Source organism: Sphingomonas telluris (genome assembly GCF_022568775.1).
GTDB classification, from domain to species: Bacteria; Pseudomonadota; Alphaproteobacteria; order Sphingomonadales; family Sphingomonadaceae; genus Sphingomicrobium; species Sphingomicrobium telluris.
Genome location: NZ_JAKZHW010000001.1, coordinates 1,273,832 through 1,298,830, shown reverse-complemented (window position 1 = coordinate 1,298,830; position 24,999 = coordinate 1,273,832). Strand labels below are relative to the sequence as shown.

The window sequence follows — 24,999 nt, the reverse complement described above, 5'->3', positions numbered from 1 at the left end:
CGAGCCCCGCCGGCCGAATGTTAATCAAGAGTTAAACGCGAGTCGAGCGACCTTGCTAACAAATATATTCATTTGGCGTTCAACCTTTGTCGGTGACCCGACATTTCGGCGCGATGAGAAATGCCGCCATACCGGCGCGCGTTCGTTTTTAGGCTCAAAGGCTCCAGTAGTTTGAAAGGAGTTTGAGCCATGACCAACCTGACGAAGATCCTTGCTTCGGCAGCCACCGTTGCAGCGGTTGCGGTAGCAACCCCTGCCAGCGCCCAATATTATGGGTATGCGCCCAATGCTTACGGGCAGTACAACAGTCCCTACGGCTACGGCGCCCAGTACGGCAACGGCTACGGCTACAATAGCAGCTATAACAACAACCTCACAAATATGGCCGCGCAGCAGTGCTCGGCCGCAGTCCAGAACCGTTTAAACACCCGCGTCGGTCTGACCGGGATCCTCGGCGCAGTGCTCGGTGCGCAGACCACCGGAGGCCGCGTTCTTCAGGTGACCCAGGTCAATCCGAACCGTGGCTCGGTCCGCGTTCGCGGTCTCGCTACGAGCGGTGCCAATGGCTACGGCCGCTACGGTTACGGCGCTTACGGCGCGGTGGGCTACGCTTCGCAGCCGGATCTCTCGTTCAAGTGCGACGTCGATTATCGCGGCTATATCCGGGACGTAGACATCTATCGCCGATAGATCGGCCTGAAGGAAATGGAGGAGCGCCGGCCTAACCGCCGGCGCTTTTCTTGTGCACGCCTAGTTCCGGACGAAATCGGAGCATTCTGAAACTTGTTGTTCACGATTGTCCGCCACTTGATCGCGCTGGGGGTGGACCATGCCAGTTACCGCACGTCTTGAGACTTTCGAAGCCGACGACAGACGATCTCAGGGGCGGCGAAGACTCCATCTGGAATCGTCCCTCAGCGCCTCAGGCGACGAGGTTCTCGTCCACGACATCTCGATGACGGGCGTGCTTCTCGAAACTGCAGCGAAACTGCAGCCGTTCGAAAGCCTGCAGTTCGATCTTCCCGAAGTGGGCGCCATGCAAGCGGTCGTCGTCTGGAACAGCGGGCCTTTCTTCGGCTGCGAGTTTGCCACCCCGATACCGCGTGCCGCCGTCAGCGCCGCTTTGCTGCGCAGTCCCGTGGCGACGAAGCTGCTCGAAAGCTCATCGGCGCTCGACGAGGCTCACGAGGCCGAGATCTTGGATGGGGAGAGGCTTCCGCTAGCGGCGCGGGGATGGATCATCCTCGGCGTTTCGCTGACGCTCTGGGCGTTGATTCTGTGGGCGGTCGGCATCTTCTGAGGCGCGCCGGGAAGCGCGGTCAGTCGGCGCGATGTTCGAAGATGTCTTCGATCGTGGTTTCGAACAGACCTGCAATCTTGAATGCCAGTGGCAACGACGGGTCGTATTTCTGAGTCTCGATCGCATGGACACTTTGCCGTGAGACGCCGAGCCTTTCGGCAAACTCGCGCTGTGTCCACTTTCGTGCCGTGCGCAATGCTTTCACACGGTTGTTCATAACGCCGTCCCCCACACGCAACGCGACTTTGGCCCTCCTCATTCTCCGAGAAGGAGGTTCAACTTCGCTCCACCACCCTGACGTCAATGTAGATTGACGTCACAACTCAACTCACGGATACCGGCCGAGAGGTTCCGCCTTCGTTGAGCAAACTCGGGAGACGGACCTCTCCCTCGTAGATCCCCAAGGCCTATCGAGGGCGGGGGGCGGTCTAGCTAAGAGCACCCACTCGGCACTGGATCGCTCCCCATTTTCTATCCGAAGGTCGGCTGAACCGAACCTTATCCAAAGTTAACCGCCTGCTTTGCAGGGTTTATTAGGCGAAGTTCGGCCCCTTCTCCCCGTAGGTGAATCTCCCGATTGGGAACCGTCGCCGGCGAAGCGATATTGTACCAACCATTCGAGGAGCGGAGGTTTCGGTGCGCTGGTACAGGATGCCCGTCGAGGATCTTCCGCCGCAGGAATATCGCGAGCGCGCGGAGCGACTTCACAAGACAGCGGAAGAGATTTCCGATCCCGTTGCCGCTAGCCGCTTCGAAGCGATGGCGGCGGATGCTATGGCGATCGCCGAAAGCAAATCGCGCGAATTCGCTCTCTGACTTTCCTCTACTGACCTGTGTAGCGCTGCTGGCGCATGCGCTGCTCGCGGACGCCGCCGCGTTCCGGAAGGACGCCGGGTTCGGGCAGAACACCGCCCTTGGGAACGACCGGGCTGTTGTAATAGTCGCGGTCGGCCTGGTCCTTCATCGCCTTGTCGACCGCCGCGCTCGCGGTTCCCATCGCGGCCTGCGCGGCTCCCATCGGGTTCGCCGTCGCCTGAGCGACGAGGAACTGCTTGAACTGGCCCTGGTCCACGGTCTTGCCGGTCAGGGCCGCATCGACGCTGGCTTCGGCGGCGGCCTTGGCGAGATCGCGGAGGAAGCCGAGCTGGTTCGACAATTGAGCGTCGTTGGACTTCTCGAACCAGGTCGAGACGTTCGTGGCGTTCGGCCCGTCCTCCTTCAGCTTGGCGACGAAGCGGCCGTAATCCTTCCCTTCGTGCCGGAAGTGCCACACCAGGCGGTCGCCCTGCGGCTCGACGAAATAGTCCGTCCCCGGAAACTTCGTCGTGTAGGTCAGCGCGTTCGCCTGCGGCGGCAGAGCGGCGAGCTTGTCGTGAACGACGCCGACCGGCTGATCGACATGAGTGGTCTTGCCGCATGCAGCGAGGAGCAGCAGGGCGAGCGGAAATCCAATGCGCGCGAGCTTCATCGGCGAGTCCCCCTAGTGGGAACAGGATGCACGATTTTCGCCCATTTACCAGCCGTTTACTGCGATATCCGGCAGGGGGTAGTGGACGCGGGCTTCTCACCCTTGAGGATGGCGTAGATCTCTTCCGGGGTTCCGCGCACCGTGTTGATCTCCCCGCCGCCGATGAAGCCGACCTTAGAGACGTTCGGCGCTGCCATCTGGATGAAAGCAACCTTATCCGGATCGGCCAGGAAATCGCCGAACGGGCATTCTAGCTTGATCAAGTTCATGTGCTGGCCCCCTATCTAACGGGGGCAGCGTAACTCATTATTCCAACGCTGTTCAGCCCGCCTTTACTGGTTTGGCGCGGCCGCCGCCGGTGCGGCAGTTGCGGGGAACGAGGTCATGAACTTCTGGATCGCGGAATCGACCTTCGACTGATTGGGCTTGTCGGGGTTGATCGTCTCGCTGGCCTGGCCATGCCACACGGCCTGCTGGGTCTTCGTGTCGAAAGCGTCGAGAGACAATTGGCCCTGAGTGTACTGATAGACGCTCGTCTGGAGACCGAACCGGCCCCAGCTCTCGACGTCCGTCTTCTCGCGTGCGCCGAGCGTCAGGATGAGGCTCATGTCGCCGTTCGCGGGCGTCTTTTGATAGCCCTTTCCCGCAAGGGCGGTGTCGATATCGTTCATGATCTGCTGCTGGATGATCGGATTGCCACCCGCCTGAACGTTCGCCTGCACCCACGAATAGGTCTTGTAGGCGCTGAAGTTCACGCCCGGGGCCGACTGCGCCGAGACCTGCGGTCCCGCGACGGCGGCGGCCGGGGAAAAAATGACACCAGCGGCGAACGCGACAAGAAGTGTGCTCTTGCTGTGCATGGATCGGCTCCATTGTGTGCGCTTGGTAACCTCCCAGTACGGCGAGCCCTCCAACGGCGAAATAAGCTAAAGTCCCGATGGCCGGCGTTCCGTGGCCACTGCCTCGTCGAATTGAATTATCACGCCTGCGACGGCCCCGAAGTTCGCTAAGTTCACTCCTCAACGCGCGAGGCGTTGCCGCCCTCCACGTGGGAGACGAACGTGTCCATGAACTCGATGCGGTCGAGGCGACCGTCGAGCTCGACATCCTCTTCGACCTGGGACGGCGGATCGTCCGGGAGCTGGCGAGTCCATTTGCCGAAGCGGGCGCGGCGGCGGTTGTGGAGGAGGAAGAGGGTCAGCCGCTCGTCATACTCGCGCCATTCGCCGACCTGCTCGCCCTTATAGAAGATCGGCCGCGGTACGCCGTTGAGCGCGCGGGACAAAGCGGCCTGCTCCAGCCGGTGAAGCGCATAATCGAGCGCGGCGTCCCACGCCTGGCGAAAGGGCGCCCCGCGCGGACTGCGGCGGAGGCGGTAGGCGGAGCTGTCCGACATGCCCACCCGCCGGCACGCCTCTTCGACACAGGCGGTCTCGGCCAGTGCCTCGATGAAGGCGATCTGCCTTTCCGCCGTCCATCCGTCATGGCGGCTGCTGACGTGCTCCGGGGCAAAGTTGATGATTGGTTCTTTGTGCGATGGTTTCATGAACCGTATTGGATCATAGAACAGCAGCTGTAGGACAGCACAAACTGCCGAGCCGAAGGGAGCGAATGCGCAGCATTCGGGAGCTTCGGCGTAGAGCCAGTGCGTGCCGGCCGGCGCGCGAGCGAGCGGCCTAAGCCGCGCCGCGAGACGCGTCCGACGTCACGGGATTTACTCCCGTGACGGCTGTTGCCTGACGCTTGGTGGCTGTCCGAAAGGAGGAATGTCCTCGGGAAACGATGGCATTGGCGGAAGCGATAGCCTGTACTCCCTGCGTTCATGAGCTTGAGCCCATGCGCCTGAATTTTCTCTTTCAAGCCGTTCTCGATGTTGGTCGGAAATTCCGCCACGCGTGAGGCGGCTCCTCCGTTCCAGAATTTCCCAGAGCGACCATAGCTCGTTCTTGAGCGCGACGAGGCGATTGTAGAGTCCCTCTAGCGCTTCCAACGATAAGAGTACTTCCGACGTCCGCCCCTGCCGCTCTGGTACACGTGCCACGCCGGTCCTGAAGTCGAAGAGACGCGCGTGAATGACGGCGTCGCGCCACCGCTTCAGCATCATGAATCCGGCGTCACCCAGCGCTTCAGCAAGGAATAGCTGTTCCTTATCGCTGAAGCCCCAGTGAGCCGCAGAGAATTTGATGAGAGCCACCTTTCCCTCAACGCCATTTATGCGGCTGAGGACCTCCGCAGGCTGGATAGGTATGCGAAGTCCCTCTGCCAACATATCGTCGATGCGACTCTCAACCGAGTTGTACATCAGGGCGACCGCGCCAATCGTGGCAAGCTGGTCCGCAGCTAGATCAAAGAACGGATCGCCACTGGAAACGCCAGTGCGGCTCTGCGGCGGGCTTCGTTTCATCCCGCTTTGTAATCAGCCGCTTGCGGCATTTCCAAGTGGCCAATGCCGACCCTGAACCTCCCTCACCGAACGGCGGTCGTCGTTTGCGGGTCGCCGATTGAATGCACGAGTTGCGATAACTCACGGACGTTGAGCGGCTTTGACGTCGTCAAGCTCTGCGGATCGGAGGACCTCCGCAGGCTCCAGCACCGTTTCAAATGCTCCCTATGTGGAGCGCGAGAGGCAAGTCTTACGGTGCTGTCCCCCCACCGGCACCGGGGAGTTAGCCGCTAGTGGCAGCTTTGGGTCGAAAGCTGCCACTAGGCCGCTAGCGGCAGCTTTGGGTGGAAAGCTGCCATTGCGGATGGCAAGCTAAGATGATGTCAGCCGCCGCAATCGCCCTGATGATTTTTGCGACCACTACGGGCTATGCGGCAGGCAAAGAGGATGCGGTAGCGGCGTTCGTTCAACAGACGCTCGGCACATCAAGTTATATGCGTGCGGACGCCGACCTTAATGGTGACGGTCGTTCCGAAGCCCTCCTTTACGTGACCGATAAGGATTACTGCGGAAGCGGTGGCTGCACATTGTTGGTCTTGTCCAAAAAAGGAGGCCGCTATCGCGTCGTTCTCCGGTCAACCGTGACGCAGCTTCCCATCCGCGTCCTTTCCACGTCCACTCGCGGCTGGCGTGACATCGGCGTGACCGTTGCGGGTGGTGGCATCACTCGGCCTTACGTTGCTCGCTTGTGGTTCAACGGCAGTAGCTACCCGGGCAATCCAACCGTCGCGCCCGCAATCCCGCTTAAACGGCCGTCCGGGAAAATTCTAATCGGCGGCTAATGTCCGCAATGGGTCGAAAGCTGCCGTTAGCGTGAGGCCGTCACCCCGTACTCACAAAGCTATCCAACACCTTCTTCAACCCCGCATGCTCGAACTCGATCTCGAGCTTGTTGCCCTCTTGCGCGACAATCTTTCCGTAGCCGAACTTGCCGTGGAACACGCGCTGGCCGAGCTCCAGGTCCGTGCGGCCCTGGTTGCCTAAGGACACCGCCGAGGCCTTGGCCTCGATCACGCGCTGGGGGTCGGGGCTAAAGCGGCCGCTTTGGCTCGCGCGCTGCCAGCCGGGGCCGCGGGTGCTGGCCCGCATCGACTGGGCGGGGCCGAGGTGGGCGAAGGGGTCGGCGCGCTCGCTCCATTGCGCGCGCCACAGGCTCTCGCCGCCGGACATGGTCGTTTCCGTCTCGATGTGCGCTTCGGGAAGCTCGCCGACGAAGCGGCTGGGGAGCGAGCTGGTCCACTGGCCGTAGATGCGGCGGTTGGCGGCGTGCATGACCGTCGCCTTCTTCCGCGCGCGGGTAATGGCGACGTAGGCCAGGCGGCGCTCCTCCTCGAGGCTGGCGAGGCCGCCTTCGTCGAGCGCGCGCTGCGACGGGAAGATGCCTTCCTCCCAGCCGGGCAGATAGACGATGTCGAACTCCAGCCCCTTGGCGGCGTGGATGGTCATGATGGTGACCTTCTCGCCCTGCCGGTTCTCGTCATTGTCCATGACGAGGCTGACGTGCTCGAGGAAGGCGGGGAGGCTTTCATATTCCTCCATCGCGCGGGTGAGCTCGGCGAGGTTTTCTAGGCGTCCGGCGGACTCCGCGCTGCGGTCGGCCTGGAGCATGGCGGTGTAGCCGCTTTCGTCGAGCATGATGCGGGCGAGCTCGGCATGGGGAAGCTCGTTGGCCATCTGCTTCCAGCGGTGGATGTCGGCGACGAAGCGGCCGAGGCTGGAGCGGGCGCGGGCCTGAAGCTCGTCGGTGTCGAGTAGCTTGGCGGCGGAGATGAGCAGGGGCTCTTGAGTCGCGCGCGCGTGCGCGTGAATCGTGGCGAGCGCCTTGTCGCCGAGGCCGCGCTTGGGCTGGTTGACGATGCGCTCGAACGCGAGGTCGTCGGCGGGCTGGTGGATGAGGCGGAGGTAGGCGAGGGCGTCGCGGATCTCTGCGCGCTCGTAGAACCGGAAGCCGCCGATGATCTGGTAGGGCAGGCCGATCGCAATGAAGCGCTCTTCGAACTCGCGGGTCTGAAACTGGGCGCGGACGAGGATGGCGACGTCGTCCAAGGAGAGCCCGCGGCGCTGCATGCCCTCGACGTCCTCGCCGATGCGTCGCGCTTCCTCCGGGCCGTCCCAGATGCCGATGACCTTGACCTTCTCGCCGTCGCCCTTGTCGGTCCACAGCGTCTTGCCCAAGCGTCCGGCATTGTTGGCGATGAGGCCATCCGCGGCGGCGAGGATGTGCGAGGTCGAGCGGTAGTTCTGCTCGAGCCGGATGACCTTCGCGCCGGGGAAGTCCTTTTCGAAGCGGAGGATGTTGGCGACCTCGGCGCCGCGCCAGGAATAGATGGACTGGTCGTCGTCGCCCACGCAGCAGAGGTTGCGGCGCGGCTCGGCGAGGAGCTTCAGCCAGGCGTACTGCGACTGGTTCGTGTCCTGATATTCGTCGACGAGGATGTAGCGGAAGCGGTCGCGATAGCTCTCCAGCACGTCGGGATGCTCGCGGAAGATGGTGAGCATGTGGAGCAGGAGGTCGCCGAAGTCGCAGGCGTTCAGCGTCTTCAGGCGGTCCTGGTAGGCGGCGTAGAGCTCGCGGCCGCGGCCTGGGCCGAAGCTCTCCGCTTCGCCGAGGTCGACGTCCTTCGGAGTCCAGCCTCGGTTCTTCCAGCGGTCGATGAGGCCGGCAAGCTGGCGTGCGGGCCAGCGCTTCTCATCGAGGTTGGCGGCGCTGATCAGCTGCTTGAGGACTCGGAGCTGGTCGTCGGTGTCGAGGATGGTGAAGTTGGACTGGAGGCCGACGAGCTCGGCATGGCTGCGGAGCATGCGCGCGGCGACCGAGTGAAAGGTGCCGAGCCAGGGCATGCCCTCGATCGCGCCACCGCTGATCTTGGCGATGCGCTCCTTCATCTCGCGCGCCGCCTTGTTGGTGAAGGTGACGGCGAGGATCTGGCTCGGCCAGGCCTTGCGGGTCGCGATCAGGTTGGCGAGGCGCGCGGTGAGGGCGGAGGTCTTGCCCGTGCCGGCGCCGGCGAGGACGAGGACCGGGCCTTCGGTCGTCAGCACCGCCTCACGCTGTGGCGGATTCAGGCCGGCAAGCCAGGGCGGCTCGCGAGTCGAGTCGGGCAGGTTGGAAGGGGCTTCGGACACGAATCAGAGGTAGGGAAGGGAGAACGGAACGGCAACTTCAACGCGGGTTAGAGTCCCCGATTTCCAAATGTGACGAAGGTTCCGACTGTTGTTCCCAATATCCCCGTTATCCACAGCCTTGAGCACCTATTTTTCGCTTCCCCGACTCGGCGGCGAGGTGCATTGTCCAAGGGTGATCGGGACGGAAGTCCCCGCCTCCACCGGAAGGCCGGCAACGGCAAGAAGGAAGCGGCAGGCGACAGAAGGACCGATCTCCGCCGACAGGCAATGAGAGGCTCCCTCGGAGCAACTCGGGGCCAGTCGGGAAGAGGCGCCGGAAGAGTTGATCTTCCCTCTAGCGCGACGCGGTTCGGAAGCTTTCGAGCGGAAGAGCAAAGCGGAACGCAAGAGTGATCGACCCAAGAAGGGCCGCGGAACATCGGACGGTTTTGACCTTCGGGTCAGGCGAAAGTGGTTGAAAGACAGGCGGGCCTTCGGGAAGCGCAGTCGAGTAAACGCCAAGCTCCTCTCACGAGGGAGCGGTACGATGGAAAGCGACGCCTGAGCTGGTGAGCTCGGACTTTGAGAAGACTGTCCCCTGGGACGGATTTCACGAGGACCGGCAGATCCTTCGCTCGGCGCAGTGGGGGCTGGCAGCAATGCCGGCCCCCATTTCTTTTGTGCAAAGCGCGCGTGGTTGGCGGCGCTGTTTCGCGCCGACGTCTGAGGCTCCGGCGATTATCCCAGGCGGCGGAAGTGATAGCGGCCGCGCAGGGGCGTGGCGCGGTAGGAATGTCCTGAGGTGCAGGTCACCGTGAAGACGCCGGGCTTGCCTTCGACCGCAGATGTCGAGGCGACTTCGCCGCAGGCATAGCCGATGCGCCCGATCGTGCGTGCGATGACGGCGTTCGGAAGAGGCATCGTCGCAGAGACCGCCTCTGCCGCGGGCGCGTCCGTGGGCGCCTGTTCGGCTGGAGGCTCGATCACCACTTCCTGCGAGGCAACGTCCGTCTGTGTTGGCTCGGGTTCGACCAGCTGAGGCACCGGACGAGCCGCGACGCGAGTTCTAGGAACGACCGGACGAACTTGCTGCTCGGCGGCAGGCTCCTCAACCACCGCTGCGGGCGGAGGGGAGGCGACCGCGAGCTGCGGCGCAGTCTTGGCGGGCACCATGTTCAGCGCGTCCGCGGGTTTGGCTCCGTCTCCACCGTTGCCCGCGCCGAGGCCCAACCAGGCGCCGACACCGACAGCCAGGACCAGAGCGCCCATTCCGAGCGCCGGCAGCTTCCATGCATCCGGGATGCGAGAAGCACCGCGAGCGCGGTCCATTTCGTCGAAGTAGAGCGCCGTCAGGGATCCGGCGTCCGGTTCAGGCCGTGGACGGGCGGGCTCTGCCGGCTCGTCTATCTTCGGCGGGCTCGGTCGATGCGTTTCGGCGGGGACGAACGTCGCCTGAGCTTCGATGCTTGGGGCCTCCACCGGTTCCGGCACGCCGGAGGGTCGCGCGACGAAGGACGCACCCTGGAGCCTTTCGATCAGGCGGCTTGCTTCGCTCTCGGGCTCCGCGCGCAGCGAGGCGTCGTAAGCCTTGCGCTTAATGGGATCGCGCAGGGTTGCATGCGCAACGCTGACCTGGGCGAGATGGCCCATGGGTCGCAGGGCCGTCAGGCTCAGTTCCTTCGCGAAGGCCTGGGCAATGTCCTGGCTGCTCGCGTCGGGTGTCAGCCCAAGAATTTCATAATGGTTCGGCCCCGTTTTGACCGTGGCGTCCATGGATCCCTCCCCAGAGCACGATCATCCGGCTCATAAGTGCCGGAAGTGTCTGAGGTTTCTCACCGGAATCCCAGTTCGGGCCGCCGCAAAAGCAACGCCGCTGATCTTTACCGCATTTACGTTTGAGCAGGTGCTTCGAAGTAAATGAGCCTTCTGGCTGCCTTGTCCATCAGGGCGATCATTCTAAGCTAACATGCAACAGTGGGGTTGCGTTCATGCGTCTGTATCTCGCCGGGGCGATCTTCGCGCTGCCATTTGCCACGACTGCCAACGCGGCGAACAACATCTACATGGCTTGCCACTATCAGGACGACATGGGCATCAATCCGGTTACCCAGCTATTCACGCTGGAAGGAGACGCGATCGGCGATTCCTATTCGACCTGGAAATACGACGGAATCAAGGAATGGGAGGCCAGCGTTCCCGGCGAGGTACACTACACCAGTTCCTACACCACGAAGAATTTCGTCGGCCAGTTCAAGAAGTTCGCCGAGGAACAGGGCGACAGCCACAGCAATTGCTGGGTCTCTACGTCCAAGGATCTCGCCCGCGCCTGGTTCACGAAGATGAGCGCAGATCGCAGATACGACTTCATACGGATCCAAGACTGGCGGCCCAAGAACGCCGGCGTGCTCGCCGTGGAGGATTGGTCCGGAAACCCGTCCGGTGGCGTCGTCGAAGCGGAAAACGAAGCTGACAGTCCAACCCCACGCCAGTCGGACGAGGCATCCGCCGACAGCACCCCAAAGCCTCACAAGATGACCAATGCCGAGGCCGATGCCAAATATGCGGCCGAAATGGCGGAATACAAAAAGCAGCTCGGCAAGCAGCAGGAGCAGGTCGACGACTTCAAGCGCGCCCAAGGGGAGGTGGCGCGGAAAAAGCAGGAGCAGAAGCTCGCCGCCGAGCGCGCCGCTGCCGATTATCAGCGCCAGCTCGAGGCGCACGCGCAGACGGTCCGTAATCAGCAGCTCGAATATCAGAAGGAATTGGCGCGGCCGGCTGGTGTCCCGAACGCCGTCTATCGCGGCTTCTGGGCTCGGGACTGCGATGCGGCGCGCAAGAGCGCAACGTTGGGCGCCGGCACCTCGTCCACTACTCGCTTCAAGGAGGTGACGACCGAAACCAGCGCCAGCGGCTGCGTGGTTCAGGGCTGGTGGTGGAACGTCGCCGGCGGAGGCACCGCGACGCGGCAGTAGCACCTGTTCCCCAGCCTCTCGCGCCGCTATCCATAGCGCGGTGGAGAGCGTCAACAGGAGCATCTTGGTTGTCGGCGGCGGTACGGCCGGATGGCTTTCGGCCGCTTACCTCGCGAAGGCGCTGGCGCTTCGCGACAATCCGCACCTGACGATCACGCTGCTTGAATCGCCCGACATCGGAATCGTCGGGGTGGGCGAGGGGACTTTCCCGACGATCCGCGAAACCCTGCGCTTCCTCGACATCGACGAGCGCAAGTTCATCCGCGAGTCCTCCGCGACCTTCAAGCAGGGCATCCTGTTCGCCGACTGGCTGCACGAACCGACGGCCGCGAAGCGCCATTGCTTCTTCCACCCGTTCGAAGCGCCCTTCTATTCGGAAGAGACGAGCCTCGTTCCCTATTGGCTGCTGCAGGACGAGAATTCGCGGCCGTCTTTCGCGGAGGCCGTGACGATCCAGAATCGGGTCGCAGGCGCGAAGCGTGGGCCCAAGCGGCCGGGCGAGCCTGATTTCGACGGGCCGCTCAACTATGCCTACCATATCGATGCGCACAGCCTGGCGCGGCTGCTTTCCGAGCGCGCGAAGGAACTCGGGGTCGTCCACGTCCTGGGCGAAGTCGAGCATACGGAATTGGGTGCGACGGGAGCGATCGACCGCGTCGCCCTGACCGACGGGCGGGAGATTGACGCGGATCTGTACGTCGATTGCAGCGGCTTCCGTGCGGAGCTGATCGGGCGCGCGCTGGGCAGTCCGTTCCGGTCGGTGCGCGACCATCTGTTCACGAACAAGGCGGCGGCCTGCAAGGTCCCTTACGACCGGCCGGACGCGCCGATCGAAAGCTACACCTTGGCCAATGCGCACGAAGGTGGTTGGACCTGGGACATCGGCTTGTCAGGTGCGCGGGGGATCGGCTGCGTCTACTCCAGCGACCATGTCGACGACGAGCGCGCGGTGGCGATCCTGCGCGATTATATCGGTGCGCCGTTCCGCGAGGACGCTGTCCGCATCCTGGGGTTCGAGCCAGGCTACCGTGAGAAGCAGTGGGTCAAGAACTGCGTTTCGGTCGGACTATCGGCGGGGTTCCTCGAGCCGCTCGAAGCCACCGGCCTCGTCCTGATCGAAGCGGCGGTCGGCATGATCGCCGAACTCTTCCCGCATTACGGGCCGGTCGACGCTCCGGCACGGCGCTTCAACCAGCTGATGGCGGCGCGGTTCGAAAACATCGTGAAGTTCCTGAAGCTTCACTACTGCCTTTCGAAGCGCGAGGAAGCGTTCTGGCGCGAGAATTCGGATCCGGCGACCATCCCCGAAGAGTTGCAGGAGCTGCTTGCGCAGTGGCGTTATCGGCCGCCGGGACGGTTCGACTTCATCCTCGACGTCGAGAGCTTCGCCTTCTTCAACTACCAGTACATCCTCTACGGGATGGGATTTCAGACGGACCTGTCTGCCGGCCGTTCGGACTTTTCGAAGGTCGCCGCGGCGCGCCGGCTGTTCGAGCGCATCCAGGCGTTCGGCGAGAAGGCTGCGCGTGACCTGCCGTCGCACCGCGCCCTCGTGTCCGAGCTGACCGAAGCCGCCTGATCAGGCGCGGACGAACAGGCTCTTGAGCCAGATGGGCGCGCTTCGCGATGCGCGTCGCCAGTCGAGGTCGTCCGCGTCGGGCGTGAAGGTCCAGGGGTTGATGGTCTTCACCTTCCCCGCGCGGAAGTTGGCGGGCTCGCGGGTCGCGATGACGAAGCCATACTCCAAGGCGGTCGCCGCGAGGATGCCGTCGCGGAAGTCCGAATAGCCGAGGTGGGACCAGCGGCGGACGACGGCTTCGTCGATTGCGATGATCCGCCCTTCGAAGGCGGGGCGGAAGCGGGTGTCGATCCAGTCGCGGATCACGGCGGCGGCCGCCTTGTCCTGCCGCTCCAACTGGCGGGTGCCGTCTTCGAACTCCATCAAGGTGATGGCCGAGGCGAAGAGGGTGCTTGGCATCTGTCCGGCAACCCAGTCGAGCAACTGCTCGTCCGACCGCGCCGCATCCCCTCCGCGCAATGCCCAGATCACGCCGGTGTCGAGCAGGTGCATCTCAGCCCTTTCGCATCCAGGGCCCGGCGGCGCGCCAGTCCGGCTCGGCATGAATCGGTTCCGGGGACGCAAGAAGGTCGGCGAGCGTGTCAGACTTACCCACCAGGTGCCGGTAGGCCTCAATGCTGAGAAGTACGTGCGTCGGCTTGCCGCGGTCCGTCACGAAGACGGGTTCGTAGACCGCGAGTCGCTTCGCCTGGCTGACGTCCTGATTGAATTCGCGGCTGCTGAAGCTCTTCAAAGCGGCCTCCGGATTGGCGCTACGTTGCTACATTCTTGCTCAGAATATGTAGGCACGTTACTACAACGTGTCGGACCCGCAACAGAATTCTCGATGCGCCCGGAAATCGACATTTTCGCGGGAGATTGGCTGTTGCGGCAGAGCGCGTTTGCTTCCCTCATCGCACCTGTCCGACCGGCAAGAGACGGCGGCGGGGAGGCAAATCGGTGACGGAACTTTGGAATGAGACGATCAAGGCGTTCTCGGACATCCTTGGAGCGCATGGACCTGCGGTGAATTCGGCCGCCAGCTTCGCGCCGGGCGACTACAGCATCCACTTCTTCCTTCAGCTCGCGATCATCATCCTTGCGTGCCGCGTCGTCGGCTGGATCGGTCAAAAATTCCTCGGCCAGCCCCAGGTCGTGGGTGAGATGATCGCCGGCGTGGTCCTCGGACCGTCACTGTTCGGCCTGCTCGTTCCCGACCTGCAGGGCGCGATCTTCCCGAAAGAGACCAAGGGCGTCCTTTATTCCGGCGCGCAGCTCGGCGTCGGCCTCTACATGTTCATCGTCGGGCTCACGCTGCAGCTCGACCATTTCAAAACGAAGGCGAAGAGCGCGGCGAGCGTCTCCGCATCGGGCATTCTTGCGCCGTTCGCGTTGGCCATCCTTATCACGCCGTTCTTGCTGACAGTGCCGGGCCTGTTCGCGCCGGGCATCAGCCAGTTCAACGCGACCCTGTTCATGGGCGCCTGCATCGCGCTCACTGCCTTCCCCATGCTCGCGCGGATCATCAACGAGCGCGGGCTTGCGAATTCCTCGCTCGGCACGCTTTCGCTGACTGCTGGCGCATTCGACGATGCTGCGTCATGGTGCGTGCTGGCGATCGTGCTCGCGACTTTCGGCGCCGGACCTGGCGTCGCGGTCATCGCGATCGTCGGAGGCGTCGGTTACGCGGCATTCATGCTGATCTTCGGCCGCAGGCTTCTCGCCCCGCTCGGCCGCATGGTCGAGGCCAAGGGCGAGATGAGCATGACCATCCTCGCGGTCACGCTGATGCTGTTCTGCCTGTCGGCCTTCTTCATGGATGCGATCGGCATTCACGCGGTGTTCGGCGGCTTCCTGCTGGGGGTCGTGATGCCGCGCGGCCTGTTCGTGCAGGAGCTCAAGAAGAAGCTGGAGCCGATGACGGTCATCCTGCTCTTGCCGATGTTCTTCACCTTCTCGGGCCTCAACACGCGTCTCGACATGGTGAACTCGCCTTCGCTGCTGCTGATCGCGCTCGCAATCCTGGTGGTGTCGATCCTGGCGAAGTTCGGCGCCTGCTGGGCGGCCGCTCGCCTGTCGGGTGAAGACAACCGCACGGCGCTGGGCATCGGCGCATTGATGAACTCGCGTGGGCTGATGGAGCTGATCATCATCAACATCGGCCTTCAGAAGGGCGTGATCGGACCGACCCTGTTCTCGATGATGGTGCTGATGGCGATCGTCACGACGATGATGGCGAGCCCCCTGTTCGAGATCGTCTACGGCCGCAAGGCGCGGCAGTCGGGCGAGCTCGGGAAACTCGAAGGCAGTATGGTAGCAGACGCCGCCTGACCTTCGTCGCCGCCCGTCCCGTCTCTCCAATAGGGACGGGCGGCGATCCCCTTTGATCAGCCGCTCAGGCTTCCATCGGAGCAGTGGACAGGCCGAGTTCGGGTATGCCGACCGAGCGTCGGCCACCGAAGTCGGTGCGCAGGACGATGAGGCCGCTCTTTTCCAGATGTTCGATCAGCCGGCGGATGCGGCCCGACGAGCTGGTGCCGTAGGCACGCGCGAGCATCTGGTCGTCGGGGCAGGGCTCGCCTTCCTGCGCGGCTTTCGCGAGGAGCAGGAACGGCGCCAGCAGGTCATCGGGGACTGTTCGCGCGAGGCGGAGGATGCCGGCCCAGCGCTGGTCCGAGGGGTCCGCGATTCCAGCGACGGCAATGGCGAACCGGCGGCGGAAGGCGTTGAGGTCCAGGTGCGTCGCGGCAATCCGCCGCATCCGGCAGCGGACCGAGAAGTCCTGATAGAGCGCCGCTGCGGCGTGGAACGTGCTGCCGTCCTCGCCGGCCATATCGCTGAGGATTTCGTTCAGCGCTTCTTCGATTTCGCGCGCGTCCGGGCCGCTCGGACCTTCCGCCTCTTCGTTAGTCTCGGCGCGGCTCTCGATTTCCTGCAGCAGCACTTCCGCCGCCACCGGCTCGGGCTCTGGCTCAGCATCGCGGCGGGGTTCCTCGCGGGTCTCTGCATGCAGCAGCGCATGAAGGTCCTCCGCAGACGTGCCCGGCAACGGCATCAAACCATGTGAGAAGCTTCGCGATTCCGTGCGCACGTCCCCGATCTTCACTGCCAGCGGCCGGCGGCTGATCGCCGGTCCGAGCGCCAGGAAATGGCCGCGCTCGAGGTCGCGGATCTGCTCTGCCTGCCGGCGCTCCATGCCGAGCAGGTCGGCAGCGCGGGCCATGTCGATGTCGAGGAAGGTGCGGCCCATCAGGAAGTTCGAGGCCTCGGCCGCGACGTTCTTGGCGAGCTTGGCGAGGCGTTGCGTCGCAATCACGCCTGCGAGCCCGCGCTTGCGGCCGCGGCACATGAGGTTGGTCATCGCAGCCAGCGATACTCGGCGCGCCTCGTCGCTGACTTCGCCGGCGGCCGCGGGTGCGAAGACCTGCGCTTCATCGACGACGACGAGGGCAGGATACCATTGGTCTCGCGGCGCATCGAAAAGGGCGCCGAGAAATTGCGCGGCGCACTTCATCTGGGCGTCGACTTCCAGCCCGTCGAGCGCGAGCACAACCGAGGCTCGGTGCTTGCGAATGCGGGTCGCGAGGCGCGCGATCTCGGTTCCCGCATAGGCGGAGCCGTCGACGACGACATGGCCGAACGGCTCGGCGAGGGTGACGAAATCGCCTTCAGGATCGATGACGACCTGCTGCACCAGTCCCGCGCTCTCCTCGAGAAGACGGCGCAGCAAGTGCGACTTGCCGGACCCGCTGTTGCCTTGGACGAGCAGGCGGGTCGCCAGCAATTCCTCGATATCGATGCGGATGTCGGCGCCGCCGGGCGCGGAGCCGATACTGACTGAAGCACTCACCAGACGGTCATTAAAGATGGCTCGCGCGGCTTCAACCCGCTCACTGTTGCGGGGTGGGCCAAGTCGGCAGCATCATCCTGCCGCTTCCGCAGGAGGGCCGTCATGAACCAATTCTTCGAGCGCATTTCCGCCCGCGTGGCATTCGCCGCGGGTCAGCCGCAGGCATTCATCGTCGCATCCCTGGTGATCATCGTCTGGGCCCTCAGCGGTCCGTTATTTCACTGGTCCGACACGTGGCAGCTGGTGATCAACACCGGCACGACCATCATCACCTTCCTGATGGTCTTCCTGATCCAGAACGCTCAGAACCGCGACGGATCGGCGATCCAGGCCAAGCTCGACGAGTTGATCCGCGCGGGCGGAAAGGCGCGCAATGAATTCATCGGGATCGAGCACCTGACCGCGTCCGAGCTGATGCTCCTGACGGCAAGACTGGAGGAGTTGGCAGGGGACACGCGGGCGCACCAGCGCTCGATCGAGCAGCTGATCCGGCGCCGCTAGCGAACTTCGATCTTCGTGTGCATTCCCAGGGCCGAGTGGAACGGGTGGCCGCAATGGGCGTGATACTCGCCCTTCGTCGGGACGAGCGTCACCGTCTTCGTTTCGCCTGCTCCGAGGTCGATTTCGCCTTCCTTCAGATCGCCTGAGACGATGCGGGAAGCCGCGAAAAATTCCGGCGCGGTGAAGTCATGGCCCTTCGTCGCCGTGTTCACGAACTTGAGGGTGACCTCCTGGCCCGCCGTCAGGTTGATAGGCCCAGGATTGTAGCCGTAACTGAAGAGATTGATGGTCGTCACCGGCGGCGTCGCGGCCGGCGCGACGGACGCAATTGCGAACGCTGGGACAAGCAACAGGAGGCGGCGCATGGCGAAACTCCTTATTCGGAGCGCGGCTTCTAGCACAGTCACATGAACCTGCGACTTCCATCAGGTACAGATGAAAGGGCGGCGGCGCGAAGGGGGAGCGCGCCGCCGCCGAACCGGCCCGGAAGAAGGGCTCGGGGGAAATCCTAGGCGTTCGTTTCCAGCCCGTGCTTGAGCTGGCTGATCTGGTCGTGTCCCGAACGAACGGACTGATAGGCGCGCTCCACGACCTGGCGGGCCTCTCCGGTCAGCTCACCGCTTTCGAGCGCCGTTTCGAACTTCTCCTTGAGATAGTCTTCGCCGCGCTCGACCTCGTTCACGATCGCCTTTTCGTCGCGGCCGGTAATCGCCGACTTGAGATCCTCGAAACGCTGGTGGGTCTTGCCCAGGAACGAGCCCGAGTCTTCGGGATCGCCGCCTAGCCGGCGGACTTCGCTGCGGAGTTCTTCCACGACGCGCTGGCGCTCGTCCGCGCGTTCGCGGAAGATCTGGCGGAGACGGTCGTTTTCGACGTTTTGCGCGGAGTCCTCATAGCCGGTGACGCTGTCGATCGTCGTAGCGATGAGCGTGTTCAGCGTGGTGATTTGGTCCTTGTTGTCCATGCGAGAGCCTCCTGAGGGGGGTGAATGCTTGCGGGGACAACGCGCAACTTTCACAGCCGATGCCGCCGTAAATCGAAAAAGTGGGGCATGCATCGCGTTTGGCTGTCATTCTGCCGAACAGCAGTGCCGCGGCATCGAGTCGGCACAGAAGTTCAATACGCCTGGAGAACATTCACCGAGATCAGGGGGGCAGCATGACGATTAGTCGGCGTGAAGTGCTGATGCGTGTCGGCGGGGTTGGGGGAGCAGGCGCTGCCCTGGCTGCGATGCAGATGCTGGGTCTGTCGATGCCGACGCCCGCCGCCGCCGCCGATTTCGCCCTTCGGCCCAGTTCGGGCTCCGGCCGTTCGGTGGTGGTGTTGGGCGCGGGCATCGCGGGGCTCGTCGCGGCCTACGAGCTTCGGCAGGCAGGCTATGACGTGACCCTGCTCGAAGCCCGAGACCGCGCCGGCGGGCGCGCGTGGACCATTCGCGGCAACGACCGCATCGTCCAGAACGATCGGCCACTACAGCAAGCCAGCTTTTCCGACGGGCTCTATTTCAATGCCGGCCCGGCGCGCATCCCCTCGTGGCACCACGTCATCCTTGGCTATGCGCGGCGGCTGAACGTGCCGCTCGAGACGTTCGTGAACAGTCAGCTCGCGACTGGGTGGGACTTCGGCGGCAAGGTGCGGCGCGGTCGCCAAATGGTCTACGACCTGCACGGGCGGATGGGCGAGTTGCTGGCCAAGGCGATCGACCAGCACGCTCTCGATTCCGCGATGCCGAAGGACGAGCTCGGCGCCTTTCGCCAGTTCCTGCAATTCTATGCGTCGCTCGACGACAAGGGCGTCTACCGGCCGGTCGGGAGCTCCGGGTATTCGGCCTGGCCCGAGGGCTATGCGCATCCCCCCGTGCCGATCGACCCCCTCACGTTGAAGGACATATTGCCGTCGCGCGGGGCGGCCTTCCCGCAGATCTTCGATTCCATCATCGACATGCAGCCGACCATGCTGCAGCCCGTCGGCGGCATGGATCGCATCGCTCATGCGATCTACGAGCAGGTGAAGCCCAGCGTCCGGTTCAACGAGCCGGTGACCGCCATCTGCCGGGAAGGAAAGCGCGTCCGCATCGAACATCGGGGTGGAGTGACGCGTGCCGATTATGCGGTCGTGACTTTGCCGGGCCATCTGCTTGCGCGGATTCCCAACGATTTCTCACCGGCGAAGAACGCCGCGCTCAAGAACCTCAACTATCTCAAGAGCGCCAAGGTCGCGTTCGAAGCGCCGCGCTTCTGGGAGGCCGAGGGGATCTACGGCGGCCTCGCCTGGACGGACCGGCTGAACGAGAACGTGATCTACCCCAGCGACCATCACCATGCGCCGCGCGGAGTGCTGGTCGGAGCTTACGTTGCGGGCTGGACCCATCAGGACACGCCCGAAGCCTTCACGAAGCAGCCGATCGCCGAGCAGATCAGGATCAGCCGGGATTCGATCGAAGCGCTGCATCCGGGCAAGTCGCAGCTTCTTCAAGGGCCGGTGGCGGTGAATTGGGGGCAGGTGCCTTATTCCGAAGGCGTCGGCGCGCTCTGGGGCGACGGCCCGGCAGAGATCGGCCCGCGCGGCGCGCAATATTCCGAGCTGCTGAGGCCGGAGGGGCCGATCGTCTTCGCGGGTGAGCATCTGTCCTACGTCGGCCTGTGGCAGGAAGGCTCCGCCATGTCCGCGCACGAGGCGCTGAAGCTGATCCAGTCGATGGCCGCGGAGAAGGCTGGCAAGGCGGCAGCGGCTTAGGCTACGCCTGACCGGCTCGGTACGAGTTGTGAGGGGGTTTGTTGCATGTTTTCTGGAGCGTTTGCGCTCGCCGCTGTCATCGTTTCAGGAACCACTACCGCTGAGCCGGAAACCAGGCAGCCCACCGCCAAATGGGTGGTCGATTTCGATGATGCACAGTGCGTGGCGTACCGCAATTGCGGCACTGAGCAGGACCCTATCTACCTGGCGTTGAAGGCTCCGCCGATTGGCGAGGTCATGCAACTTATCGTGATGCGGAAAGGCTCCGCCATTCAGCCTGAGGAAGCCACCGTGAGAGTCACGATGGGAGAGAACTCACCACTCAAGAAGACGATGCTCGTCTTCCGGTCGGACAAAGCGCAGTATCGCACGTATCTGGTGAACCTGCCGAAGGCGGACTTCGCGCCATTTCGCACTTCATCGTCACTCACGATCAAAAGCGGCTCGTTCAACTATAACTTTGCGCTTTCCGATGCGGGACCGCTTCTCAAGCTTGTCGACGAGTGCGTCACTGATCTGAAGAAGTACTGGAACGTCTCGGAACCCGGCGAGAAGAGTCCGCGACTGAAGGAAGGCGCCAAGGGCGACTTGCGGGACGTGTTCTCGTCAGCCGACTATCCCTGGGATGCCTTGAGATTCAACGAGGAGGGAGTGACGCATATCGTCGCTTTAATCGATGAGAAGGGCGCCGTCGCGGACTGCACGCTGATCAACACGAGCGGGGCGGCATCGCTCGACGGTCAAGCCTGCGCCATCGTATCCGAGCGCGCCAAGTTTCAGCCCGCGATCGATCTGGAAGGCAAGCCCGCGCGCGATGGCCTCTCTCAACGCATCGTGTGGAGAATGGCATTCTAGTGGTGAGGGGAATAGCACAATGCGTCTTAGGGTAATTGCGCTCGCCGCAATCGGGGTTTCGAGCACTTCTTTCGCTGCGTCCGCGCCGAAACAGCCTTCGGGAAAGTGGATCGTCAATTTCGCCGATGCGCAGTGCGTAGCGACGCGCAACTACGGCTCGGAGGAAGACCCGTTCTATCTCGTTCTAAAAGCCCCGGCGGTTGGGGACGTTCTGCAACTGGGCCTAGTTCGCAAAGGGGCGACGGACGAGGCAACGCAGATCGATGCGGAAATCCTCTTCGATGAAAGTGCACCCGTTCGAACCAGCTTGCTGGATTTTGGGAATCGTAAGTTGAACCAGCGCGCGATGATGGCGAACTTACCGGCCAAGCAATTGTCGCCGCTGACGACCGCGAAGACTCTGCGAATTCGAGCGCGCGAAGATGGCGTATCAACGATCGGTACGCGCCTCGCAGTGAACACGAGCCGCGCCGATGAGGCCTTCACGCTCGCCCAGATGACGGCCGTCCTGAAAGCATTGGACACTTGCGCCGCGGACCTGCGGAAAATCTGGAAGGTTTGGGATTATGAAAAGGGCGGCGCACAGGCGGGGCTAAAACAGGGACCGACCGGCGATCTGGTACGCTTGTTCGATGCCGACGATTATCCAGCCATCTCCATTCTCAAGGGGCAAATTGGGGACGTCGGGTTCGTCTTGCTCATCGACGAATTGGGAAAAGTCGCCGATTGCACGGTGATACGCACCAGCGGCGTTGCAGCACTCGACGCGCAAAGCTGCGCGATCGTCAAGGCGCGGGGGAAGTTCAAACCGGCAGTCGGGCTCGATGACAAGCCGTCGAAGAGTGCGTGGTTTCAGCGCGTCAGGTGGGCGCTGATGCGCTGAGCTAGGTCCCGACACCCGGCAGGTGCTCGGCGATTGGCGCCCAGGTCCTTGTCGCGATCAGCGTGAGCGGGATGATGACTGCCAGGGCCGATGCGATGAAGGCGTGCCAAGTCGCGGGGTGCACCTTGCCGAGCGTTCGCCTGTCCCAGACGAACAGTGGCGCGAAGAGCAGGCACATTCCGGCGATCAGCTGGATGGTGAAGCCCCAGAACGTCGGCGGCGACAGCGGGATACGAGAGAATCCCGGGCCGAAGACGACGAGGATGGTCGCTCCCAGCATGAGCCTCTTGTGCCAGGGCGCTTCGCGACGCTTACGCCACGCTTCGTAGACGAGGTAAGCGAAGGCCGGGATTACGCCGAGCGGGATGGCGGTCCAGTTGAGCCCATCCGTGAAGGGCGGATGCGACTCTCGCGCTACGCCCCAGACAGCGGTCACATACATGATCGGGACCAGCAGCGCGGCGAGCACCACCGTTGCGATGCCCATCTTCATGTGCACGTCGCGGCGCCCGGCGGCGACGAGCTGGGTCTGTGCAACGAACGCCAGCATCCACAAAGTGAAGGCGAGACCGTGCAGGATGACGGCCGGCGGCAACGTGGGATTCGGCCGCGGGTAGGGCGGCACGATGTCCTTCAAGTAGAAGCTGGGCGCGAAGCCGATGAAGACGACGGCGACCAGGAAAAGCGCCATTCGGCAATAGAAGCGACGCTCGCGAGTTTGCGCGTCGATGGGCTGCGAAGCGATAGTAGCCATTGCATTCCCCCGAAAGACCATGGCTGATGGTGATGCGGAGCCTAGCGCGAAACATTTGGTCGCGCCATGCTGCGTGTTGATCGAACGCCACTTGCTGGCCGCATCCAGGGCTGGGCAGCCGCGCCCGGCAACCAGAAGGGGGAATGCAATGCGCAAACTGAAACTGATCACGCTGGCGATCGCGCTGTCCGGTGCATCGATGACTGCGATGGCCAAGCCCGCGGACGTGTCCGCGGCCGTTGCTGCCACGCCGAGCCGGTCGGAAGACAATGTGAAGCTCGACGAGTCCCGCAAGCCGGCCGAAGTGCTGAAGTTCCTTGGACTTCAGAAGGGCGCGCAGGCGATCGATCTGTTCGGCGGTAACCGCTACTGGGCCGAGATCATGGCGCCGGCCGTCGGTCCGAAGGGGCATGTGACGGTTTGGGAGCCGACCCAATTCTACGACAAGGAAGGCGCGGAGAAGTTCGCGGCCTTCCAGGCGAAGACTCCCAACACGCATCTGATCGTTTCGCCGTTCGAGGCGTTGTCGCTCGAACCGAATTCGTACGATTTCATGATGATCAACCTGAACTATCACGACGTCTATTGGGAAAGCGCCAAGTACGGCATCAAGCGCATGGAGCCGGACAGCTTCCTGAAGACCGTCTACGCGGCGATGAAGCCGGGCGGGATCGTCGGCGTGATCGACCATGTCGCGAACCCGGGCGACACCCGCGAGAATGTCGAGAAGTATCACCGGATCGACCCGGCGACGGTAAAGGCGGACTTCGAGCGTGCGGGTTTCAAGCTGGAGGCTGAAAGCGATCTCTTGCGCAATCCCGCGGACGATCACAGCTTGCTTGTCTTCAACCCGCAGATCCGCGGCAAGACCGACCGCTTCATCTACAAGTTCCGGAAACCGTAAATGAGTGAACAGGGCGCGGCCGCGGAGGCCAAGGCTTCACGGGGCACGCGCCCTTATCTCGTACTGGTCGCCCTCGTTGTCGGCCTCCTGGCCGGCACGTTCGCGCAAGCATCCGGCGACGGAGTCCGCGAGCCGCTGATCCAGGTCGCAAGCTATGTCGGCGGGCTGTGGCTCGACGCGCTGAAGATGACGGTCATCCCGCTGATCGTCGCGTTGCTGATCACCGGCATCGCGGCGGGTGCGGAAGCGGCGAGGGCGGGACGCATCGCGCGCACCTCGATCATCTGGTTCGTCATCGTCTGCACCAGCTCGGCGATCTTCGGCGCGGTGATGATGACGCTGCTGACCAGCGCCTTTCCGCTTCCTGCCTCGGCCGGGCAGGCGCTCCGAACGGGTCTCGCGGCGATCGATCCGTCGACCGCCTCGGCTCCGATCCCCAGCATCGGCGATTTCTTCCGAGGCATCGTGCCCGGCAACGTGATCGCCAGCGCGTCGAACGGGGATGTCCTGCCGCTCGTCGTGTTCACCGTACTGTTCGCGCTGGCCCTGGCGCGTATCGCCAGCGTTCGGCGCCAGGCGGTCGTGACCTTCTTCGAAGGCGTTGCCGACGCGCTGCTCGTGGTCATCGGCTGGGTACTCTACATCGCGCCCATCGGCGTATTCGCGCTGGGCTTCGCCCTTGGCGCGAGCGCCGGAGGCGCGGCATTCGCGGGGCTGGCGCACTACATCGTGCTGGTCTCGGTCATCGGCATTTTGGTGACCCTATGGGGCTATCCCATCGGCGTCCTTGCCGGCCGCAAGCCCTTCGGCGAGTTCGCCAAGGCGCTGATCTCTCCGCAGAGCGTCGCCATCTCGACGCGATCTTCGCTGGCGTCGCTTCCGGCAATGCTCGGCAGCGCCCGTGCGCTTGGTGTTCGCGAGCAGGTCGCGGATGTGACTTTGCCCATGTCAGTCGCCTTGTTCCGCGCGACGGGGCCGGCGATGAACGCCGCTGTCGCTTTCTATGTGGCGAGCTGGATGGGCTACCAGCCGAGCATCGGCGCGGCGATCGCTGCAACCGCCGTCGCGTCCGTCATTAGCTACGGCGCGGTTAGCCTTCCGGGCGAAGTGAGCTTCATCAGCTCGATCGCGCCGATCGCCATGGCGCTAGGTGCGCCCATCGCACCGCTGGCGCTGCTGGTGGCGGTCGAAATGGTGCCCGATATCTTCCGCACCCTGGGCAATGTGACCATGGATGTCGCCGTGACCACGGCCGTCGACAAGAGCACCGAAGAGGGCTGACGTTCGTCGAATGGCCGCCCGACGAACGGCCTTCGTCGAGCGAAACGTTCAACCGCCGACAGTCGGACGGCGCTCGTCGAGCCGCCCACGACCCGCCGCGAATGCCCGCCTATCGGGGTCCTGCGACGCGGCGGACCTAATCCCCTCGATTCCCCGATGACCGCCGCGTCGCGCCCAAAAAGGAGCGAGACGATGAAGTTCGTGATTGTGATCGCAGCCTCGATCGCCTCGGCCGTTCTGCTAGTGCCCACCGTTACGCAGGCCGAGCCGACCTCGACGGCGCAGCACGTACATGTCGCAGCGACGAAAGCAGTGAGCGAACTGCGCGCCTGAAACCCCAACAGCGACGCGTCCGGCGCCGGCTTCCCTCCCCAGCCGGTGCCGGTCGT

28 protein-coding genes are annotated in these 24,999 nt (G+C 63.5%); 14 read left to right on the top strand and 14 right to left on the bottom strand.

Annotated elements, in window-relative coordinates; genetic code table 11:
* The first annotated feature begins 189 nt into the window (after positions 1 to 189).
* Positions 190 to 690: a hypothetical protein gene (locus LZ016_RS06620; protein WP_241446615.1), complete on the top strand. Its 501-nt coding sequence runs from the start codon at positions 190 to 192 to the stop codon at positions 688 to 690.
* A gap of 139 nt (positions 691 to 829) precedes the next feature.
* Positions 830 to 1,300 (top strand): PilZ domain-containing protein, encoded by a 471-nt coding sequence (locus tag LZ016_RS06615; protein WP_241446614.1) that lies wholly within the window; start codon positions 830 to 832, stop codon positions 1,298 to 1,300.
* 19 nt (positions 1,301 to 1,319) lie between these two features.
* Here LZ016_RS06615 and LZ016_RS06610 read toward each other — a convergent pair whose 3' ends face one another.
* On the bottom strand, positions 1,320 to 1,517 hold the full coding sequence (locus tag LZ016_RS06610; protein WP_241446613.1) for a helix-turn-helix transcriptional regulator: 198 nt from the start codon (positions 1,515 to 1,517) through the stop codon (positions 1,320 to 1,322).
* A 419-nt stretch (positions 1,518 to 1,936) separates the two neighbouring features.
* Between LZ016_RS06610 and LZ016_RS06605 the strand changes: the two genes are divergently transcribed.
* A complete protein-coding gene (locus tag LZ016_RS06605) occupies positions 1,937 to 2,116 on the top strand; it encodes a hypothetical protein (RefSeq protein ID WP_241446612.1) in 180 nt (59 codons plus the stop codon).
* Positions 2,117 to 2,123: 7 nt separating this feature from the next.
* Here LZ016_RS06605 and LZ016_RS06600 read toward each other — a convergent pair whose 3' ends face one another.
* The 5 genes from LZ016_RS06600 to LZ016_RS06580 all read right to left on the bottom strand — a co-directional run bounded on the left by LZ016_RS06600 (position 2,124) and on the right by LZ016_RS06580 (position 5,172).
* The gene (locus LZ016_RS06600) at positions 2,124 to 2,768 is read right to left on the bottom strand and encodes a hypothetical protein (protein WP_241446611.1); all 645 of its coding nucleotides are present in this window, start codon (positions 2,766 to 2,768) and stop codon (positions 2,124 to 2,126) included.
* A gap of 56 nt (positions 2,769 to 2,824) precedes the next feature.
* Complete coding sequence (locus LZ016_RS06595) at positions 2,825 to 3,037, bottom strand: hypothetical protein (protein ID WP_241446610.1); 213 nt, start codon at positions 3,035 to 3,037, stop codon at positions 2,825 to 2,827.
* 63 nt (positions 3,038 to 3,100) lie between these two features.
* Positions 3,101 to 3,628 carry a DUF4136 domain-containing protein gene (locus LZ016_RS06590; protein WP_241446609.1) on the bottom strand — a complete coding sequence of 176 codons (528 nt, stop codon included), beginning with the start codon at positions 3,626 to 3,628 and terminating at the stop codon, positions 3,101 to 3,103.
* 152 nt (positions 3,629 to 3,780) lie between these two features.
* On the bottom strand, positions 3,781 to 4,314 hold the full coding sequence (locus LZ016_RS06585) for a hypothetical protein (RefSeq protein ID WP_241446608.1): 534 nt from the start codon (positions 4,312 to 4,314) through the stop codon (positions 3,781 to 3,783).
* Positions 4,315 to 4,482: 168 nt separating this feature from the next.
* Positions 4,483 to 5,172: a hypothetical protein gene (locus LZ016_RS06580; protein ID WP_241446607.1), complete on the bottom strand. Its 690-nt coding sequence runs from the start codon at positions 5,170 to 5,172 to the stop codon at positions 4,483 to 4,485.
* A gap of 356 nt (positions 5,173 to 5,528) precedes the next feature.
* On the opposite strand from LZ016_RS06580, the gene LZ016_RS06575 reads away from it, so the two are divergent.
* Complete coding sequence (locus LZ016_RS06575; protein WP_241446606.1) at positions 5,529 to 5,993, top strand: COG3650 family protein; 465 nt, start codon at positions 5,529 to 5,531, stop codon at positions 5,991 to 5,993.
* Positions 5,994 to 6,033: 40 nt separating this feature from the next.
* Here the strand turns inward: LZ016_RS06575 and LZ016_RS06570 are convergent, their stop codons facing one another.
* Positions 6,034 to 8,337, bottom strand: a complete 2,304-nt coding sequence (locus LZ016_RS06570) for an ATP-dependent helicase (RefSeq protein WP_241446605.1) — start codon at positions 8,335 to 8,337, stop codon at positions 6,034 to 6,036.
* A 717-nt stretch (positions 8,338 to 9,054) separates the two neighbouring features.
* Positions 9,055 to 10,089 (bottom strand): J domain-containing protein, encoded by a 1,035-nt coding sequence (locus LZ016_RS06565; protein WP_241446604.1) that lies wholly within the window; start codon positions 10,087 to 10,089, stop codon positions 9,055 to 9,057.
* 215 nt (positions 10,090 to 10,304) lie between these two features.
* On the opposite strand from LZ016_RS06565, the gene LZ016_RS06560 reads away from it, so the two are divergent.
* The gene (locus LZ016_RS06560; protein WP_241446603.1) at positions 10,305 to 11,288 is read left to right on the top strand and encodes a hypothetical protein; all 984 of its coding nucleotides are present in this window, start codon (positions 10,305 to 10,307) and stop codon (positions 11,286 to 11,288) included.
* A 64-nt stretch (positions 11,289 to 11,352) separates the two neighbouring features.
* The gene (locus tag LZ016_RS06555) at positions 11,353 to 12,867 is read left to right on the top strand and encodes a tryptophan halogenase family protein (RefSeq protein ID WP_241446602.1); all 1,515 of its coding nucleotides are present in this window, start codon (positions 11,353 to 11,355) and stop codon (positions 12,865 to 12,867) included.
* Here the strand turns inward: LZ016_RS06555 and LZ016_RS06550 are convergent, their stop codons facing one another.
* Positions 12,868 to 13,359, bottom strand: a complete 492-nt coding sequence (locus LZ016_RS06550; RefSeq protein WP_241446601.1) for a PIN domain-containing protein — start codon at positions 13,357 to 13,359, stop codon at positions 12,868 to 12,870.
* A gap of 1 nt (position 13,360) precedes the next feature.
* The gene (locus LZ016_RS06545) at positions 13,361 to 13,600 is read right to left on the bottom strand and encodes a type II toxin-antitoxin system Phd/YefM family antitoxin (protein ID WP_241446600.1); all 240 of its coding nucleotides are present in this window, start codon (positions 13,598 to 13,600) and stop codon (positions 13,361 to 13,363) included.
* Between the two features lie 206 nt (positions 13,601 to 13,806).
* Here LZ016_RS06545 and LZ016_RS06540 point away from each other — a divergent pair, with 206 nt between their 5' ends.
* Entirely contained in the window at positions 13,807 to 15,177 is a 1,371-nt protein-coding gene (locus tag LZ016_RS06540; RefSeq protein ID WP_241446599.1) for a cation:proton antiporter, read from the top strand.
* 64 nt (positions 15,178 to 15,241) lie between these two features.
* Here the strand turns inward: LZ016_RS06540 and LZ016_RS06535 are convergent, their stop codons facing one another.
* Entirely contained in the window at positions 15,242 to 16,696 is a 1,455-nt protein-coding gene (locus LZ016_RS06535; RefSeq protein WP_241446598.1) for a helicase HerA domain-containing protein, read from the bottom strand.
* A gap of 102 nt (positions 16,697 to 16,798) precedes the next feature.
* Between LZ016_RS06535 and LZ016_RS06530 the strand changes: the two genes are divergently transcribed.
* Complete coding sequence (locus LZ016_RS06530) at positions 16,799 to 17,197, top strand: low affinity iron permease family protein (protein WP_241446597.1); 399 nt, start codon at positions 16,799 to 16,801, stop codon at positions 17,195 to 17,197.
* Here LZ016_RS06530 and LZ016_RS06525 read toward each other — a convergent pair.
* Both LZ016_RS06525 and LZ016_RS06520 read right to left on the bottom strand, forming a co-directional pair.
* The gene (locus tag LZ016_RS06525; RefSeq protein WP_241446596.1) at positions 17,194 to 17,562 is read right to left on the bottom strand and encodes a cupredoxin domain-containing protein; all 369 of its coding nucleotides are present in this window, start codon (positions 17,560 to 17,562) and stop codon (positions 17,194 to 17,196) included. The two genes, LZ016_RS06530 and LZ016_RS06525, sit on opposite strands and share 4 nt — an antisense overlap.
* A gap of 143 nt (positions 17,563 to 17,705) precedes the next feature.
* Positions 17,706 to 18,161: a ferritin-like domain-containing protein gene (locus tag LZ016_RS06520; RefSeq protein WP_241446595.1), complete on the bottom strand. Its 456-nt coding sequence runs from the start codon at positions 18,159 to 18,161 to the stop codon at positions 17,706 to 17,708.
* Positions 18,162 to 18,355: 194 nt separating this feature from the next.
* Here LZ016_RS06520 and LZ016_RS06515 point away from each other — a divergent pair, with 194 nt between their 5' ends.
* The 3 genes from LZ016_RS06515 to LZ016_RS06505 are packed head-to-tail and all read left to right on the top strand — an operon-like array spanning position 18,356 to position 21,671.
* Entirely contained in the window at positions 18,356 to 19,933 is a 1,578-nt protein-coding gene (locus LZ016_RS06515; protein ID WP_277622514.1) for a flavin monoamine oxidase family protein, read from the top strand.
* A gap of 45 nt (positions 19,934 to 19,978) precedes the next feature.
* The gene (locus tag LZ016_RS06510; RefSeq protein WP_241446594.1) at positions 19,979 to 20,788 is read left to right on the top strand and encodes an energy transducer TonB; all 810 of its coding nucleotides are present in this window, start codon (positions 19,979 to 19,981) and stop codon (positions 20,786 to 20,788) included.
* 19 nt (positions 20,789 to 20,807) lie between these two features.
* Positions 20,808 to 21,671 carry an energy transducer TonB gene (locus LZ016_RS06505; RefSeq protein ID WP_241446593.1) on the top strand — a complete coding sequence of 288 codons (864 nt, stop codon included), beginning with the start codon at positions 20,808 to 20,810 and terminating at the stop codon, positions 21,669 to 21,671.
* 1 nt (position 21,672) lies between these two features.
* Here LZ016_RS06505 and LZ016_RS06500 read toward each other — a convergent pair whose 3' ends face one another.
* Positions 21,673 to 22,425: a hypothetical protein gene (locus tag LZ016_RS06500; RefSeq protein ID WP_241446592.1), complete on the bottom strand. Its 753-nt coding sequence runs from the start codon at positions 22,423 to 22,425 to the stop codon at positions 21,673 to 21,675.
* Positions 22,426 to 22,573: 148 nt separating this feature from the next.
* Here LZ016_RS06500 and LZ016_RS06495 point away from each other — a divergent pair, with 148 nt between their 5' ends.
* The 3 genes from LZ016_RS06495 (at position 22,574) to LZ016_RS06485 (ending at position 24,943) form a co-directional block, all read left to right on the top strand.
* Positions 22,574 to 23,329 (top strand): class I SAM-dependent methyltransferase, encoded by a 756-nt coding sequence (locus tag LZ016_RS06495; protein ID WP_241446591.1) that lies wholly within the window; start codon positions 22,574 to 22,576, stop codon positions 23,327 to 23,329.
* Positions 23,330 to 24,610, top strand: coding sequence for a dicarboxylate/amino acid:cation symporter (locus tag LZ016_RS06490; RefSeq protein ID WP_241446590.1), 1,281 nt, complete (start codon positions 23,330 to 23,332; stop codon positions 24,608 to 24,610). It begins immediately after the preceding gene.
* Positions 24,611 to 24,802: 192 nt separating this feature from the next.
* Positions 24,803 to 24,943 carry a hypothetical protein gene (locus LZ016_RS06485; RefSeq protein ID WP_241446589.1) on the top strand — a complete coding sequence of 47 codons (141 nt, stop codon included), beginning with the start codon at positions 24,803 to 24,805 and terminating at the stop codon, positions 24,941 to 24,943.
* Positions 24,944 to 24,999 lie beyond the last annotated feature (56 nt).